Genomic DNA, 16,055 nt, shown 5'->3' with positions numbered 1-16,055 from the left:
ATTAATACTCTATAATGTATATTATTTTTTTTAAAGACTTTTCAAAAAGATGATTTAACACAACAGGAACTATTTTTATTTTTAAAACTCCACTTATTATTTCTTGAATTAAAAATTTCTCTTTGCTAATTTCTATTTTTTCAAGCCCATCTTTTAAAATTGGAAAAATTTCGAAAATATTCTTATTTATCATTTCTTCTTTTTTCATTCTATAACCCATCATTTCAATAAGTTTGTCATTTATGCCAATTATATTATCGTTAAAATCTGTTAAAATTATACCCTCATTTATATTATTAATAATTTCGCAGTTAAGATTTAATAATTCTGCCATCTCGTTTTTATGGATTAAATTTTTCATTCCTAATCCTAAGATTCTCGAGATTTTTTCGGCTTTATTTACATCGTCTTGCGTAAAATTTGGAAATTTGTTTACAGCAACCAAAACGCCAATTTTATCGTTTTTTATTTTAATAGGCACTGAAATCATAGTTTTAGTTCTTGGCACGTCAACATTTTTCCAACATTCATGATATGTTAAATTATCATCTATAGATTTAAGCTCCTTTTTATCATTTACGTCATTTATAATTATCGATCTGTCATTTAAAAAGGAAAAACCAGCAATAGAATCTATATTTAAAGGTATAGTTACTTTTTCATTTAAGTTTGCTTGATAAACTACAGATTTCAACGAATTATCATACTTATCGTATAAAAATAAAGTACACCTTTCTGCATTTAAAATCTGCCTTATATTCTCTGTTAAATTAGTAATAAACTCTTCAATATTATCTATACTAAAAATCTCTTCACATATGCGTTCAATTTGTAAAATTTCATCTTCATCCATGATATCCATCCATCAATTTATTGATTATTAATTTTACATCAACCAACTCTTTAATACTACCATCTCTTTTTTGATACTCTACCTTGCCTTCTTTTAAAGCTTTTCCTATGACTATTCTATGCGGAATTCCGATTAGGTCGGCATCTTTAAATTTAGCTCCCGCAGATTCGTCTCTTTCATCAAGTAATACATCCAAACCTTTTTCTTTTAACTTTTTGTATATATCAAATCCTACGTTTAAACTCTCTTGGTCTTTTGGATTTAAAACAAGAATATGAACATTAAACGGTGCTAAGTTTTCAGGCCAAATTATCCCTTTATCATCATGATACTGCTCAACTATTGCAGATATTAATCTACTTACGCCAATACCATAGCAACCCATTATGATTGACTTTTCTTTTCCGTCTTTATCTACAAAGTAAGCTTTCATGCTTTCAGAGTACTTCGTTCCAAGCAGGAATATATGACCAACTTCTAATCCTGTTGTCTCTTTTAATGGCAAGTGGCATACAGGGCAAGGGTCGCCTTCTTTTGCAGTTGCAAGGTCATAAAAACCGCTGACTTTAAAATCTCTATCAATATTTGCATTGATGTAATGATAATCTTTTTCATTTGCTCCTACAACTATGTTATAAAGCTCTTTAAGAGAAAAATCGGCATAAATTGGAAGATTTAAACCAATAGGACCTACAAAACCTTCTGGAATTCCAAGACTTTCTAACTCTTCCTTTGTCGCCATTCTAACGTCAATAGCTTTAAATAGGTTTGCTAATTTTGTTTCATTAAGCTCTCTATCACCTCTTATTAAAACAGCTACAAAATCTTTATCATCTATTTTGTATATTAGTGTCTTAACAAGCTTTGTTAATGGAACGTTTAAAAAGTTAGCAACATCTTCTACCGATTTTATGTCAGGAGTATAGACTTTTTCTATTGGTTTTGGCTCTTCTGGTGGTAGTTTATGATGATGAAATTTTGCAGCTTCAACGTTTGCAGCATATCCACACTTTTCACAGTATACAATATGTGCCTCACCTGATGGAACTTTTACTACAAACTCATGGGAAAACTTTCCACCAATAGCTCCAACATCAGCCTCTACCATGAGATAATCAAGCCCAAGCTCTTTAAATATTTTATGATATGCTTCTTTCATTACTTCATAAGTCTTTTTTGCGTCTTCTTCTGAAACATCAAAAGAGTATCCGTCTTTCATGATAAACTCTCTTCCTCTTATCAAACCATATCTTGGCCTTGCTTCATCTCTAAACTTTGTCTGTATTTGATAAAAGTTTAGCGGTAAATCTTTGTAAGACCTAACATTCTTCCTTACTAAATCTGTAATTGTTTCTTCATGAGTTGGACCAAGGGCAAATTCTGCATCTTTTCTGTCTTTTAATCTAAAAAGCTCTTTTCCGTATACATGCCATCTTCCTGTTTCTTTCCAAAGTTCAGCAGGTGTAAGAATTGGCAGTAATACCTCTAAGGCTCCTGAATCATCCATATGTTTTCTGATTATATTCTCTATTTTTCTTAAAACTTTTAATCCAAGTGGTAAGTATTCGTATATTCCAGCTGATAAACTTCTTATAAAACCACCTCTAACAAGATATATATGACTTGGAACAACTGCATCAGATGGATTTTCTTTTAAAGTTGGCATAAAAAACTTGCTTGCTAACATTCCTTCCTCCGTAAGGATTTGATGTAAATAGAAATTATACCATAGGACTATTAATTAATAGGTAAGTGGGAAAGATAGAAAAGTCTATACTGTTATCAAGATAAAAATAAACGCGAAAAGCCCGATTCTTCACTCGTTCTGCTTATATCTGAGAATTAGGTCTGAAAAATCTTTTATGAAATTTTTAATAAGAGCAATTTCATACTTAATGATGTTTAATTAAATAAATCACTGCAACAAACACGGCTGTTTTTAGGGCATAGCCTAAGAATGAATAAAAAAAGAACCGCTTATATGACATTCTTTTAAAGACCTTTATATTTCTCCTACCAAATCTTATTTTTCCATTCAAAAAGCTAAATTTCAATCCATGTCTCCTTTATTGACTTTTATCTATTTTACTAAAAATTTGCTTTCGTTTAAAAATTAAATTTACATTCACGTTAACTAAAATCCGACTAAATTTTGTTATAATAAATTTCTATGAACTTTTTAAAAATATTTCTCGTCTTTCTAATAAGTTTTATATTTATATCCTGCACTACTAAAACAGAGGAAAAACCTGATGTTGTTGTTGATATAAAAGTATCAAAAGAAGGCTATCAGCCTAATGTTATTAAGCTAAAAAAAGGTCAGGTTGTACTGTTTAGAATTACAGCCGTTGATGAAGGCATTGGTCAAGATACTTCTCAAAAATACTATGGACACTGTTTTTACATTCTTCCACCATACGATATAATGGTAGAAAACATAAAACAAGGAGAAACTAAAGAAATAAAGGTTAAAATGACATTTCCCGGGCATCATATCTTTACATGTCCTTACTGCTCAGATGTTTTCCCTACAAAGGGGGATATCTATGTTGAATAATATTTCTTTTTAGAGTACAGAAAAACAAAAAATCCGGATAACGGAATAAAAGACATCAAAAAGGCAGAAAGTTTATAATCATCGTTACTAATCCAAAGCAAAAAAGACCATAAAAATAAACCAATGGTTGAAGCTACTCTTTCAGTAAGAGACAAAAAAGACATTCTTGTTGATACTTGCTCCTTTGGAAAATTATGGATTATATAAACTCTTGAAACAGTCCAAAGATGTGCTAAAGAAAAACCGGCAAAAAATCCTGCTAAAAGAACATAGTTTTTTGGTGTAAAAGGTAAAATCATCAAAAGTAATGCCCATAGAAAAAATCCAACAGAAAAAACTCTACCGGGACCGATTAAATCAGAGACTTTGCCCCAGAATACACCGCCCAAAATTCCACCAATAGCAGAAAATCCTATAACTTTGTAAATCTCTACATTTTCAAAACCATAAACGTTTTTTAAGTATATACTCATCATTGAGATTAAAGTGTTTGCTACTTCTGTCAAACTAAGTATGGCTAAGATAGTCAGCATAAAAGCTTTATCTTTTAAGATTTCTTTAATTTTAAATTCTTGCTTAACAGATGGATTGTCTAAAAACAAAACCGCCGGCATTGAAAAAATTAGAAAAATTGCTCCGACAAAATAATAAACTTCTGGAATATTTAATGATTTAGCAAAGAATATTAAAGCTATGGCAGAACCAACATAACCAAGGGATACACCAAACCCTGATGCTAAGCCCTTGCTTTCAAAGTTTAAAAGTAGAGAGTTATAAAAAACAAAGCTTTGTTGATGTGATATAGACATTAAAGAGAAAATAATTAAAGAAATGACAGGTAGCGAAGTTGTTAAGCCTAAGGATAAACAGAAAATAGCTGTTAAAATCACAAAGTAGATAAAAAAATGTTTTCTTTTGGCTCTTTCGTCTGCAATTTTTCCAAGCTGTAATGCAAACAAAAATGAGATTAAAAAAGTCATTCCATAAACAACAGCGTAAATCTTTGGGTCTATATGCTGACTGATGTATAAAGGAAAAAATGTTGAGTATACTAATGCCGAAAGAATAGTTTCGCCGAAATCAAAAAGTGAAAATGCAAAAATTTTTTTAATCATTCATCTTTATAAGTTTTTTTAGATCTTTTATTTCTTTTTCCGTAAGCTCTCTAAATTCGCCGGGCAGCAAATCTTCATCAAGTTTTAGATTGCCTATTCTAATTCTTTTTAAATATAATACAGGATATCCAAGCTCCTGCATAATTCTTTTAACAATATGATACTTGCCTTCTGTAAGTGTGATTAAAATCTCTGATTTATCTTTTGAAGTGTTTAAGACTTTTACTTTAAATGGTTTCGTTTGATATTTTTCTTTTTTTAGATATATTCCTTTATTTTCAGACTCAGAAAAATCAATGTTAGAAATGTCTCCTTCAACGATTGCATAGTATTCTTTTTCTATATTCCATTTTGGGTGAGAAAGCCTGTGTCCAAATTGTCCATCTGTTGTTAGAATTAAAAGTCCTTCTGTATCTATATCAAGCCTTCCTACCGGAAAGAGCTTAGAAGCTATCGGTAAATCTGAGAATAAATCTAGAACTGTTGGATATTCTTCATCTTCTGTTGCTGTGATGTAACCGGCAGGTTTATTTAACATAAAATAATGATTTTCTTTATACAATATCTCTTCATCTTCAAGCTCGACTTTATCTTTCATTGGGTCTATATGATAAGATGGGTCTTTTACAATCTCATCATTTACTTTGACAAAACCTTTTTTTATAAGCTTTTGAACTTGACTTCTACTACCAAATCCTTGATTTGATAAAAATTTGTCTAATCTAATGATAAATCTCCTTTATGTTTAATTTAAAAAATATATTATCACGAAAAACTTACCTTTTTACTGTTTAACATATAAAAACCAATCACTAAAAATACAACATCAAAAAAGAATATAGAAAAATACGGAATATTACCAACTTCAGCAACGGCAGATATTAATGATGTTCCATACCAGTAAAATACTGTTGCCAAAAATCCTGAAGTAATGTAAAGCTTATTGTTAGTCCATATAAATCCAAGAATGAAAACAGTTAAAACAAAAGGTGCTATAACTGTAGCCAACTTTTCATAAAACTTACTCCAAAAATAATATGATTCATAACCATAAGCTTGAGATATGGAAGCTATTTTATATAGCTCTGAAATTGACACAGGTTTTTTAGCAAGGATAATTTTTTTTATATTCTCTACATCAATATTTATATCTAAAATTTTCTTGTCAAATTTTTCAACTATAATGTTATCTAAACTATTTATTTTTATCAATCTTCCGTTTGATACTTCAATTTTATCTAAGCTAACTTTAAAATCTTCCGCTTCTAATCTGTAAATTGGGTTAAACTCCTTATCGAAGCTAATAAATATAAGTTTTTTTCCAACCTTTGAGTTTAAATCAAAAAAATCAAAATATAAAAATTGATTTTCCCCTATCTTTAGCCACATTTTATAAGCTATGCCTTTGACTTTTTCATCTTCTTGCTGATTTTTTAACTTTAAATATAAAGTTTGATATATCTGATTAGTTTTTGGCATAACGGTTTCTAAATTTATGACCTGTAAAATCACAACCAAGATTGAAAAAATTATAATTCTTATTGAGATATAATTTAAGGATATTCCATTTAGTATAACTGGATAAATTTCTCTACTTTTAATTGAGTCATTAATAAACATAAAAGATGCTACTATTAAAGAAATCGGGATTATATAATAGGCATTTTCAGGAAGCTTTGTTAGGATGTACAAAGTTAAAGTGCTAAATTCTATAGTTTTTGCCTTTTTTAAAATCTCAATAAGCTCAATTAAAGCAGAGACTATTGAGAAAGATGGAAAAATGATAAGTAAATATACAAAAAGCTTTTTGTAAATATAAGCATCTAAAATTCGCATCAGTAAATAAGTGCAGTTAGGAAATAGTCAAGGATTAATATAACTACTGATGCAACAACTACAGCAGTTGTTGTTGACCTACCAACACCTTCTGCACCACCTTTGGTAATGTACCCAAAATAAGCTGTTATTGTAACAAGAATAACACCAAACACAGCAGATTTATATAAACCACCCATAATATCCTTGAGTTCTGTAAAATCTTTTAATTTTTCCCAATACATATATTCATTTATCCCATAAACATAAACAGATGTAAAGTATCCACCGATTACACCGCTTGTATAGGATAAAACTGTCAGGAATGGCACCATTAGTATTGCTGTAATTATTCTTGGAGCAACAAGATATCTCATTGGGTCTACTGCCATAACTTCAAGAGCATCTATCTGCTCCGTTATTCTCATTGTGCCTATATTTGCAGCAATTGCAGAACCAGACCTTGCAGTAACTAAAAGAGCTACTAAAACAGGCGATAATTCTCTTGCAAGAGACAATGATACCAAAGCTCCCATCAAAAACTCAGCGTTGAATTTATGAAAGGTTGGATAAGTCTCTACAACTAAAACACCACCAGTAAAAAATCCAGTTAATACTATCAAAGGTGCAGCATTGACACCAATATCTTCCATGTATTTAAGTATATGTTTTATCTTTGGAAATTTTTTAAAAGATAATAACGTTCTAAGAAAAAAAATTGTTATGTTTCCTGTATGCTCTATTAAAGAATTTATTACACCCATTTTAAAAATCTACTCCGTCTTCAGACTCTTCTATAAATTCCTGCTCTTCTTCATAAATATCTTCTTCTATATTATGACTTGTTTTAGCTAAATTTTCAAATTTAGTTATTTCTTTGATGAATGCTAAATGAACTGTGCCGGTTGGTCCGTTTCTTTGTTTTGCAATTATTATCTCCGCTAAACCTTCTTCTTGTGGTGAAGGATTTTTCTTGTAATACTCAGGTCTATGTATGAATAAAACAAGGTCTGCGTCTTGCTCAATACTACCAGATTCTCTTAAGTCTGCAAGCTGTGGTCTTTTGTCCGCTCGCATTTCTGCTTGCCTTGAAAGCTGTGCCAAAGCTACAACAGGAATTCCAAGCTCTTTTGCTAAAGCCTTTAACCCTCTTGATATTTCTGCTACCTCCTGCTGTCTATTTTCTACTCTTCTATGAGAACGAAGTAATTGTAGATAGTCAATAACGATTATCTTGATATCTTTTTCTTTCTTTAACCTTCTTGCCTTTGCTTTTAAATCTAAGATAGATAAAGAGGCAGTATCATCTATATGCAATGGTGCATTTATCATTTTTAGTGCAACTTCTGTTAATTTTTCAATCTCGCTTTCATTTAAAAATCCAGACCTTATTTTTTTAAGTGGAATTTTAGATTCTTCTCCAAGAAGTCTCATTGCAATTTGTTGTCTTGACATTTCTAATGAGAAAAATGCAGACGGAACTTCGTCTACAACGGATAAATGATGTAAAATTGATAACGCAAAGCTTGTTTTTCCCATACCCGGTCTTGCAGCGATTATGACTAAATCACCCGGGTGAAATCCGGTGGTTAATCTGTCTAAATCATAAAATCCTGTTGGTATTCCTGTGACTACTGTTTCTTTTTTTGAAAGCTCATTAATTATTTTTAAAGTCTCTTTTAAAACTTCTCCAAGGCTGTAATAATTTACTACTTCTTTATTTTCTGTTACTTGAAAAATTATACTTTCTGCTTCCTCTAATAAACTGTTAATATCAGATTCTTTATTTTTTGCTTTGGCAATTATCTTTTGTGCAGATTCTATTAAAGACCTTAAAACGGATTTTTCTTTGATAATATCAACAATCTGAAACGCTATATCAGGCGGAACGCTTTCTTCGGAAAGTTGGTATAAATAACTTATTCCTCCTACAAATTCTAATTTTCCTTTTTTTTCTAATCCATCTTTTAAAATGATTATTTCTAAAGGTTTACCTTGGTTGAATAAATCAATAATAGTTTCATAAATGATTTTATGTTTTTGAAGATAAAAATCATCAATTTTTAGCTTGGTAAGGACTGAGTCTGTGATTTCTGGGTAAACGATTAAACTTCCAAGGATTGCCCTTTCTGCATCCTCATCATAAGGCAGGAAGGGCAAATCCTTTAGAGTTTCCATGGCTTTCTATTATTTAGATTCTGGTACTACGTGTACTTTGATAGTTGCTGATACTTCAGGATGTAATTTAACTTGGATATTGTAGCTTCCAAGATTTCTAATTGGGCTTCTAAGCATTATTTTTTTCTTATCAACCTCAAGTTCTTTTTCTTTTAATTTTTCAGTAATATCTGATGTTGTAACAGAACCATACATTTTTCCAGTTACACCGATTGGTCTTTCTATTTCAATTTCAACGCCGTTTAATTTTTTAGCTAATTCAAAAGCTTTCTCTTTTTCTCTTTGGAGCTTTCTTGCTTTTTGAGCTAAAATATTGTCAATAAATCTTTTATTCTCTTCTGTTAATTCTAATGCTAACCCTCTTGGAATAAGATAGTTTCTTGCAAAACCTTTTTTAACTTCTATAACATCACCAATAGTTCCCCAGCCTTCTACGTCCTTAGTTAAAACAACCTTCATATTTCACCTCCTTAAACAATTACGTAAGGTATTAAAGCAAGTTGTCTTGCTTTTTTAATTTCAACAGATAATTTTCTTTGATGTTTAGCACAGGTTCCAGAAATTCTGCTTGGAGTTATTTTACCTCTTTCAGATATAAACTCTTTCAATGTTTCAATATCTTTGTAATTTGGCTCTTTTTTTTCTGCACAGAATTTGCAGTATTTTTTTCTTTTTTGAAAGTATGGTTTATTTTGAGTAACGTTAGCCATTTTTATTTTCCTCCTTAAAAAATTTTTAAAATGGTACATCTTCATCTGACTCAAAATCTTCGCCTGGTATGTTAAGGTCTTCCTCTGTTGAGGTCGATTTAATATTTCTATCTCCGGGCTTTCCAATTAAAGCTATTCTATCTGCTACAATTTTTACCTTACTTCTTTTCTCGCCAGAAGGTGATTCCCATCTATCCTGCCTTAATGATCCTTCAATAAGAACTTGATATCCTTTGCTCAACTGACTACCTAATCTTTCAGCAAGTTTTCCGTAGCTTTCAATGTCAAAAAAGGAAGTTTCTTCTCTCCACTCACCGTTCTTGTCCTTAAAATTTCTACTTACAGCTATAGAGAGACTTGTTACCTGCATACCACTGGGAAGGAATCTAACTTCTGGGTCTCTTGTAAGCCTTCCAATTAACATAACTCTGTTAAGCATAATTATGCCACCTCTTTATTCTCCTTTAGCAGTAGCTTTAGGAGTTTTTAATTTCATGTTTAAGAATCTAATTACATCTTCATTGATTCTTAAATTGTACTCCAATGTTGCCGGTAGATTGCTATTTCCTGTTTTAAAATTGATTAAGAAATAGTATCCAGAATTGAACTTGTTGATTGGATAGGCAAGATTTCTTCTTCCCCAGTTTTCTTCATTGTAAATCTCACCTTGATTTTGCTGGATTAAATCCTTGATAGCCTGAACTCTGGTTTTGATTTCCTCTTCAGACAAAGTTGGCTTAAGCACAAAAACTAACTCGTAATGTCTCATACATCTTCCTCCTTTTGGATGATTTTTATGTAAATCAGCCTTCCCGCCAATTTGCAGGAAAGCAAGGCTTCATACTAAATTTTTATTACACATATTCATAGATTTTTCTATACCATATTTTAACACATTTAAAATACATTCATTTGCATGAGCTAAAACTTTATCTAATAAGAATTTTTCTTCTTTCGTAAAAGGCGATAAAACATAATCAGATACTTCTTCCTTTTTTTCTGGCCTGCCTATTCCTATTTTTAATCTTGGAAATTCTTCTGTCTTAATTGTATTAATAATAGATTTTATCCCATTATGCCCACCACTTGAACCTTTTAACCTTAATCTCACTGCTCCAAGTGGCAGGTCTAAGTCATCGTAAACAACCAAGATTTCGGATGGTTTTATTTTATAGTCTTTAAGTATATTTAATACCGCATTGCCACTTAAATTCATATAAGTTTGTGGTTTTGCAATAATAACGTCATAATCAGGACATTCGAAAATGTGAGAAAAAGCTTTCTCTCTATATTTTCTATCGCAGTTTAAAGACTTAGCAACCAAATCAGCAACCATAAAGCCTACATTATGGCGAGTGTTTTTATACTTCTCACCCGGATTGCCAAGCCCTATTATTGCTTTAATCAATTATGCTGTTGCTCCTTCTCCCTCTTCGGCTGACACTTCTTCAACTTCTGGTTCAGAAACTACCGCAACAACTTCTTCTGGATGTGTCATAATCTTCACACCTTCTGGAGCTTGGATATCTCTAACGTGGAGAACATCTCCTAAATCAAGATTAGAAACGTCTATAACAATTTTTTCTGGAATGTTCCTTGGAGTTGTTCTTACTAAGATAGAATGTAAATGAGCTTCAAAGATACCACCTTTTTCCAAGCCTATAGCTTTTCCGGTAAATTCAACAGGGACTTCAATATCAAGCTCCAAGCCTTGTGTTACTTCGTAAAGGTCAACATGAATAGGTTCATCTCCTAAGTAGCTGTATTGAATATCTTTTAAAATGCATAATTTTGGCTCCGGATCTCCTTCAACTACTAAACTGATTAAGAAGTTTCCGTGTGGTTTTGAAAGTAATGATTTTTTGTTGATGTAAACTGAAATGTTCGGGTGCCCTTTGCCATAAACCTCTGCTGGTAAATAGCCTTTTTTTCTGTAATTTTTTAATTCGCTTTTAACAGCTTTTTCTCTTGGCAATGCTTTCCATTCTATGGTTTGAATCATTCTAAACTTCCTCCTTGTAAAATTTAAGTAAAAAAGTATTATATCACAAATTTGTATTTTTTTGAAAGTTGTTGTATAAGAGTGCTTTAAAATTTTTGTAAGTTTACCTTTTTTGTCATCCTGAGGACTTTAGTCCGAAGGATCTCCTCTTTTAAAAAAAGTGAGTAAGTGAGTAAGTGAGAGGTAAAAAGGGGGAGATTCTTCGCTTACGCTCAGAATGACAGGCAAGATAATATCTTTATCAAAATTTTTTTGGAACAGCCTCAGTTGTTGTATGAGAGTGCTTTAAAATTAAAGATTAAAAGGTTCTCAGTTGCAGCCATAGATTATTAAAAGTGAGAAAGTGAGAGGTTGGATGTTGGGGCAGTTCATGAACTGCCCGTACGTAAGTGAGATGCAAGAAGTGAAGCGTCTATTTAATTTTGTTTCCATTACTCTTCCTCTTATTTAAGGCTTTAGTTTTATCAAAATTCCCAATTTATCACCCAAAGCATAAATCATATGATATAATTATTTCTTACAATTTTTATAAAGGAGGAATATTTTATGGCAAAGGTTAAAATGAAAACTAATAGAACAGCAGCTAAAAGATTAAAAATCACTGCTACCGGAAAAGTTAAGTACACAAAGGGCGGAGTTTCTCACTACAACACTAAAAAATCTTCTAAAAGAAAAAGACAAGGAAGAAAGCCACAATACGTTCCAAAGAATTTAGAGCATAAAGTGAAAGCACTTTTACCAAACGATGTTTAATCGAAAAAAAATTAAGGAGGTAATTTAAAATGAGAGTTAAAGGACCGTCGTCAAAGAAGCATAAAAAGAAGATTTTAAAGCTCGCAAAAGGATACTACGGACAAAAGCACAGGTCTTACAGAAGAGCTAAAGAACAAGTAATGCACTCTCTAAACTATGCTTACAGAGATAGAAAAGATAGAAAAAGACAGTTTAGAGCACTTTGGATCACAAGAATTAACGCAGCTGCAAGATTAAACGGACTAAGCTACAGCCAATTTATCAACGGACTTAAAAAGTCTGGAATTGAGCTTGACAGAAAAATCCTTGCAGATATGGCTGTAAATGACATGGAAGCTTTTGCAAAATTAGTAGAAACTGCTAAAAAAGCATTACAAGCAGCTTAAGCAAGAGGCTTTTATGGATATAAAGGCTCAACTTCTTCAGCTTAAAGAGGAGATTAAAAAAGAAGTTCAAGATATTTTTGATGAAAAAGTTTTAAATGAAATAAAGGTCAAATATCTTGGAAAAAAAGGATTGATTACTTCTGTTTTAAAATCTCTTGGTAGTTTATCACCGGAGGAAAGAAAAGAAGTTGGGCAGCTTGCAAACTCTATTAAAGAGTTTTTAGAAGAAGCATTAAAAGCTAAGCAAGAAGAAATTGAAAAAAAGAAGCTTGAAGAAATTTTAAGAAAAGAAAGATTAGATATATCTTTACCGGCAGAATGGTTTGAGCCTTCTGCTTCTCATCCTGTTTTAACAACGTTAAAAGAGATTACGGAAATCTTTAAATCTATGGGTTTTACCGTAGAAAGCGGTCCGGAAGTTGAATATGAAGATTATAACTTTACAATGTTAAATATTCCGGAGCATCATCCTGCAAGAGATATGCAGGATACTTTTTATACATCTAACGGCATGCTTCTTAGGACTCACACATCGCCAGTTCAGATTAGAAGTATGCTTAAGAAAAAGCCACCTATTGCAATAGTAGCTCCAGGAAGAGTTTATAGAAAGGATATGGACCCAACCCACTCGCCAATGTTCCATCAGATAGAAGGTTTGATGGTCGATAAAAACGTAAGCTTCAAAGATTTAAAAGGTATCTTAAAAATATTCTTAGAAAACATTTTTGGCAAAGATATTCCAATCAGATTTAGACCAAGTTACTTTCCATTTACAGAGCCGTCAGCTGAGGTTGATGTAGGTTGCACTGTTTGCAAAGGTAAAGGATGCAGGGTTTGCAAAAATACAGGATGGCTTGAAATTCTTGGTTGTGGAATGGTTGACCCAAATGTGTTTAAAGCTGTCGGCATAGGCCCAGAGGATTATACCGGCTTTGCTTTTGGACTTGGAATAGAAAGAATAGCAATGCTTAGATATCAAATAACGGACATCAGACTCCTATTTACAAACGACCTAAGATTCAACCTTCAGTTTAGAGGTATAGAATGAAAGTCCCTTACTCGTGGATAAAAGAGTTTATAGATATAGACATTCCAGTCTCAGATGTAGTAGTAAAGCTAAACACTACAGGCATTGAAGCAACTTTTTATAAATTTGGGCAGTATATTCCAAATCTAACGACTGTAAAAGTTTTATCAGTCATAAAACATCCAGAAAAAGATAAGCTTTATATCTGTAAGGTTAGCGATGGCAGTAGAGAATATCAAATCATAACCGGTGCTGATAATGTAAAAGAAAATGATGTTGTAATTCTTGCAAAGGTTGGAGCTTTAATAAAAGGAAGAGAAATAAAGGCAGTATCTTTTGGTTCTTATACTTCAGAAGGAATGCTTCTATCATTGGAAGAGCTTGAGGTAGAAGAAAAATCAGAAGGTATTTTTATATTAGACGAAAACACGCCGGTAGGAGCAGACCCAAATAAGATTCTTGGTCTTGGAGAAGACTATATCTTAGAGATAGAAATTACGCCAAACAGAGGTGATGCGTTAAGTGTTAGAGGGCTTGCAAGAGAGATTGGAGCTATTTTTAATCTAAAAAGAAAAGAAATTCAGCCAAAGCCTGTTTTAACAGACAAAGAAACAGCTATCAATATTGAAACAGACAAAGTTTACAGATACATTGGAACAATTATAAAAAATGTAAAAATTAAAAACTCACCTCTTGATGTTAGATTAAAACTTATCAAATCCGGTATATCTGTAATAAACAACATCGTTGATATTACTAACTATGTATTACTTCAAGAAGGGCAGCCACTGCATGCTTTTGACCTTGATAAGCTTGAAGGTGGTATAACAGTCAGGTATGCGAAAGAGGGTGAAAAAATAATCACCTTGGACGGTCAAGAAAAAGAGTTAAAACCTACCGATGTAGTAATAGCTGACAGTAAAAAAGCCTTAGCTATAGCCGGCGTTATTGGTGGAGAAAACTCCAAGATTGATGAAAATACTAAAAACATCTTGCTTGAGGCAGCAGTTTTTGACCCGGCAAGCGTTAGAAAAACATCAAAAAGACTTGGAATTTTAACAGATTCTTCTTACAGATTTGAAAGAGGTGTAGATGTAGAGCATACATCTAAAGCATCAAACTTTGCTACCCAGTTGATTTTAAACTTAGCCGGCGGAGAAGTTGAAGCTTATAAAGATGTCTACGTTAAACCTTACACACCAAAGACGGTAGTATTAAAGCCGGAGTTTGTAGAAAAAGTTCTTGGTGAAAAAATCAAGGCGTCAGAGATTAAATCTACTTTAGAAAGATTAGAAATACCTACCCAAATTCAAGAAAATCAGATCAACGCTGAAATTCCACCCTTTAGAGCTTATGACTTAGAAAGACCGATCGATTTAATTGAAGAAGTAGCAAGAATTTATGGTTATGACAACTTTACACCAACCTATCCAAGAGTTCCGGTTGAAGCGTATGAAAAATCTTTATACTATGACTTTGATAACAAAGTAAGAACTTACTTTTTAGATAATGGATTTACAGAAGTTTTAAACTACACTTTCACATCAGAAGAAATCTATAATGCTTTAAAACTTCCTATTCCTGAGATTAAAATAACTAACTATATCTTAAAATCCCACAGCATTTTAAGAGATAGGATTGTAGTTAGCCTGCTTGAAAACCTAAAAGAAAACTTAAGATTTGGAAGAAAAGATTTATCTATTTTTGAGCTTTCATCTACATTCTTTAAGGATTTTGAAGAGATAAGAGTAGGATGTTTAGCAGTTGGAAAGCTTGTTGAGGGGTTTAACTACACAGAAAAAGAAAGAAGATTTAGCACAACTCACAGTTGGAACTTTTTAAAGCTAAAAGGTGTAGTAGAAAATCTGCTTAATAAGCTTGGAATCAAAAACTATCAGCTTACAGATGAAAATATAGAAGTATTTTTACATCCATATGGATCTGCAAACATACAGGTCAACGGCTATGACATAGGATTTATTGGAAAAATCCATCCTGAGATAGCACATAAGCTTGAAATACCAAAAGACACTTACGTAGCAGAGTTAAAATTAAGACATGTTCCAAGAGAGATTGAAAAGGAAAGCTTGTTAGATGGATATCTTTTCACATACTATCTTAAAAAAGAGCCGGTAGTATTCCAAGAACTGCCAAAATTCCCATCAGCTTATAGAGACCTTGCCTTTGTAATTGATGAAAGTGTAAAGGTTGGCAAACTTAAAGAAGATATATTAAAAGCTTCTAAATACGTAAAAGAAGTTAAACTTTTTGATGTATATTTCTTATCTGAAAATAAAAAAAGCGTTGCCTTTAACGTTGAGTTTTTCAATCCAGAGAAAAGCTTGTCTGACGAAGAGGTCAATATCATAGTTGAAGAAATTTTAAATAAACTTAAATTAAATTATCCTGATATTAGTTTAAGAACTTAGGAAGGAATCAGGAGCTGAAAGATTTGAAGATAAATTTATTTTATATAAATTACATAAGGCTTACCTGCGGGGTACGATAGGGATGGTGTAGATTTTTCTGGGCTATAGACAAAGAAAAGGGAGGTCTACATTCTGTAAAGACCAGGTAGCTTCTCTACGAAGCTCGAAGGTCTTACAGTGCGACCACCCACTTATTGGGGCTGTGCTCAGAGCATGGCTAACCATCCCGT

18 protein-coding genes are annotated in these 16,055 nt (G+C 32.1%); 5 read left to right on the top strand and 13 right to left on the bottom strand.

The genetic code is table 11. The features are described 5' to 3' along the window. Position 1 precedes the first annotated feature (1 nt). Both SYO3AOP1_RS08690 and SYO3AOP1_RS08685 read right to left on the bottom strand, forming a co-directional pair. Positions 2 to 853: a GAF domain-containing protein gene (locus SYO3AOP1_RS08690; RefSeq protein ID WP_012460354.1), complete on the bottom strand. Its 852-nt coding sequence runs from the start codon at positions 851 to 853 to the stop codon at positions 2 to 4. Then, positions 846 to 2,540: a proline--tRNA ligase gene (locus tag SYO3AOP1_RS08685; RefSeq protein ID WP_012460353.1), complete on the bottom strand. Its 1,695-nt coding sequence runs from the start codon at positions 2,538 to 2,540 to the stop codon at positions 846 to 848. The genes SYO3AOP1_RS08690 and SYO3AOP1_RS08685 overlap by 8 nt, the downstream gene beginning before the upstream one ends. 483 nt (positions 2,541 to 3,023) lie before the next feature. Here SYO3AOP1_RS08685 and SYO3AOP1_RS08680 point away from each other — a divergent pair, with 483 nt between their 5' ends. Continuing rightward, positions 3,024 to 3,410: a cupredoxin domain-containing protein gene (locus SYO3AOP1_RS08680; RefSeq protein ID WP_012460352.1), complete on the top strand. Its 387-nt coding sequence runs from the start codon at positions 3,024 to 3,026 to the stop codon at positions 3,408 to 3,410. Here SYO3AOP1_RS08680 and SYO3AOP1_RS08675 read toward each other — a convergent pair. The 11 genes from SYO3AOP1_RS08675 to SYO3AOP1_RS08625 form a co-directional block, all read right to left on the bottom strand. Beyond that, entirely contained in the window at positions 3,398 to 4,525 is a 1,128-nt protein-coding gene (locus SYO3AOP1_RS08675) for an MFS transporter (protein WP_012460351.1), read from the bottom strand. The genes SYO3AOP1_RS08680 and SYO3AOP1_RS08675 overlap by 13 nt on opposite strands. Next, positions 4,518 to 5,252 (bottom strand): pseudouridine synthase, encoded by a 735-nt coding sequence (locus SYO3AOP1_RS08670; protein ID WP_012460350.1) that lies wholly within the window; start codon positions 5,250 to 5,252, stop codon positions 4,518 to 4,520. Before SYO3AOP1_RS08670 ends, SYO3AOP1_RS08675 begins: the two co-directional genes overlap by 8 nt. Before the next feature lie 38 nt (positions 5,253 to 5,290). After that, positions 5,291 to 6,361, bottom strand: coding sequence for an LptF/LptG family permease (locus tag SYO3AOP1_RS08665; protein WP_012460349.1), 1,071 nt, complete (start codon positions 6,359 to 6,361; stop codon positions 5,291 to 5,293). Beyond that, positions 6,361 to 7,104, bottom strand: a complete 744-nt coding sequence (locus SYO3AOP1_RS08660; RefSeq protein ID WP_012460348.1) for an ABC transporter permease — start codon at positions 7,102 to 7,104, stop codon at positions 6,361 to 6,363. The genes SYO3AOP1_RS08665 and SYO3AOP1_RS08660 overlap by 1 nt, the downstream gene beginning before the upstream one ends. A gap of 1 nt (position 7,105) precedes the next feature. Beyond that, entirely contained in the window at positions 7,106 to 8,518 is a 1,413-nt protein-coding gene (gene dnaB / locus SYO3AOP1_RS08655; RefSeq protein ID WP_012460347.1) for a replicative DNA helicase, read from the bottom strand. 9 nt (positions 8,519 to 8,527) lie between these two features. Next, positions 8,528 to 8,977: a 50S ribosomal protein L9 gene (rplI, locus tag SYO3AOP1_RS08650; RefSeq protein WP_012460346.1), complete on the bottom strand. Its 450-nt coding sequence runs from the start codon at positions 8,975 to 8,977 to the stop codon at positions 8,528 to 8,530. Positions 8,978 to 8,988: 11 nt separating this feature from the next. Beyond that, on the bottom strand, positions 8,989 to 9,228 hold the full coding sequence (gene rpsR, locus SYO3AOP1_RS08645; RefSeq protein ID WP_012460345.1) for a 30S ribosomal protein S18: 240 nt from the start codon (positions 9,226 to 9,228) through the stop codon (positions 8,989 to 8,991). 25 nt (positions 9,229 to 9,253) lie between these two features. Continuing rightward, on the bottom strand, positions 9,254 to 9,667 hold the full coding sequence (gene ssb, locus SYO3AOP1_RS08640; protein WP_012460344.1) for a single-stranded DNA-binding protein: 414 nt from the start codon (positions 9,665 to 9,667) through the stop codon (positions 9,254 to 9,256). A gap of 15 nt (positions 9,668 to 9,682) precedes the next feature. Further along, positions 9,683 to 9,997, bottom strand: coding sequence for a 30S ribosomal protein S6 (gene rpsF / locus SYO3AOP1_RS08635; protein WP_012460343.1), 315 nt, complete (start codon positions 9,995 to 9,997; stop codon positions 9,683 to 9,685). A 69-nt stretch (positions 9,998 to 10,066) separates the two neighbouring features. Then, complete coding sequence (pth, locus tag SYO3AOP1_RS08630) at positions 10,067 to 10,636, bottom strand: aminoacyl-tRNA hydrolase (RefSeq protein ID WP_012460342.1); 570 nt, start codon at positions 10,634 to 10,636, stop codon at positions 10,067 to 10,069. Further along, positions 10,637 to 11,227, bottom strand: a complete 591-nt coding sequence (locus SYO3AOP1_RS08625) for a 50S ribosomal protein L25/general stress protein Ctc (RefSeq protein ID WP_041674812.1) — start codon at positions 11,225 to 11,227, stop codon at positions 10,637 to 10,639. 549 nt (positions 11,228 to 11,776) lie between these two features. Here SYO3AOP1_RS08625 and rpmI point away from each other — a divergent pair. Genes rpmI through pheT form a run of 4 tightly spaced genes read left to right on the top strand, consistent with a single transcriptional unit; the run spans position 11,777 to position 15,825 of the window. Beyond that, positions 11,777 to 11,983, top strand: coding sequence for a 50S ribosomal protein L35 (gene rpmI, locus SYO3AOP1_RS08620; RefSeq protein WP_012460340.1), 207 nt, complete (start codon positions 11,777 to 11,779; stop codon positions 11,981 to 11,983). A 29-nt stretch (positions 11,984 to 12,012) separates the two neighbouring features. After that, complete coding sequence (gene rplT / locus SYO3AOP1_RS08615) at positions 12,013 to 12,369, top strand: 50S ribosomal protein L20 (RefSeq protein WP_012460339.1); 357 nt, start codon at positions 12,013 to 12,015, stop codon at positions 12,367 to 12,369. Between the two features lie 13 nt (positions 12,370 to 12,382). Next, positions 12,383 to 13,417 carry a phenylalanine--tRNA ligase subunit alpha gene (pheS, locus tag SYO3AOP1_RS08610; protein ID WP_012460338.1) on the top strand — a complete coding sequence of 345 codons (1,035 nt, stop codon included), beginning with the start codon at positions 12,383 to 12,385 and terminating at the stop codon, positions 13,415 to 13,417. Continuing rightward, the gene (gene pheT, locus SYO3AOP1_RS08605; protein WP_012460337.1) at positions 13,414 to 15,825 is read left to right on the top strand and encodes a phenylalanine--tRNA ligase subunit beta; all 2,412 of its coding nucleotides are present in this window, start codon (positions 13,414 to 13,416) and stop codon (positions 15,823 to 15,825) included. Before pheS ends, pheT begins: the two co-directional genes overlap by 4 nt. Positions 15,826 to 16,055 lie beyond the last annotated feature (230 nt).

Source organism: Sulfurihydrogenibium sp. YO3AOP1 (genome assembly GCF_000020325.1).
GTDB lineage: Bacteria > Aquificota > Aquificia > Aquificales > Hydrogenothermaceae > Sulfurihydrogenibium.
This window is presented reverse-complemented; position numbering and strand designations above follow the sequence as displayed.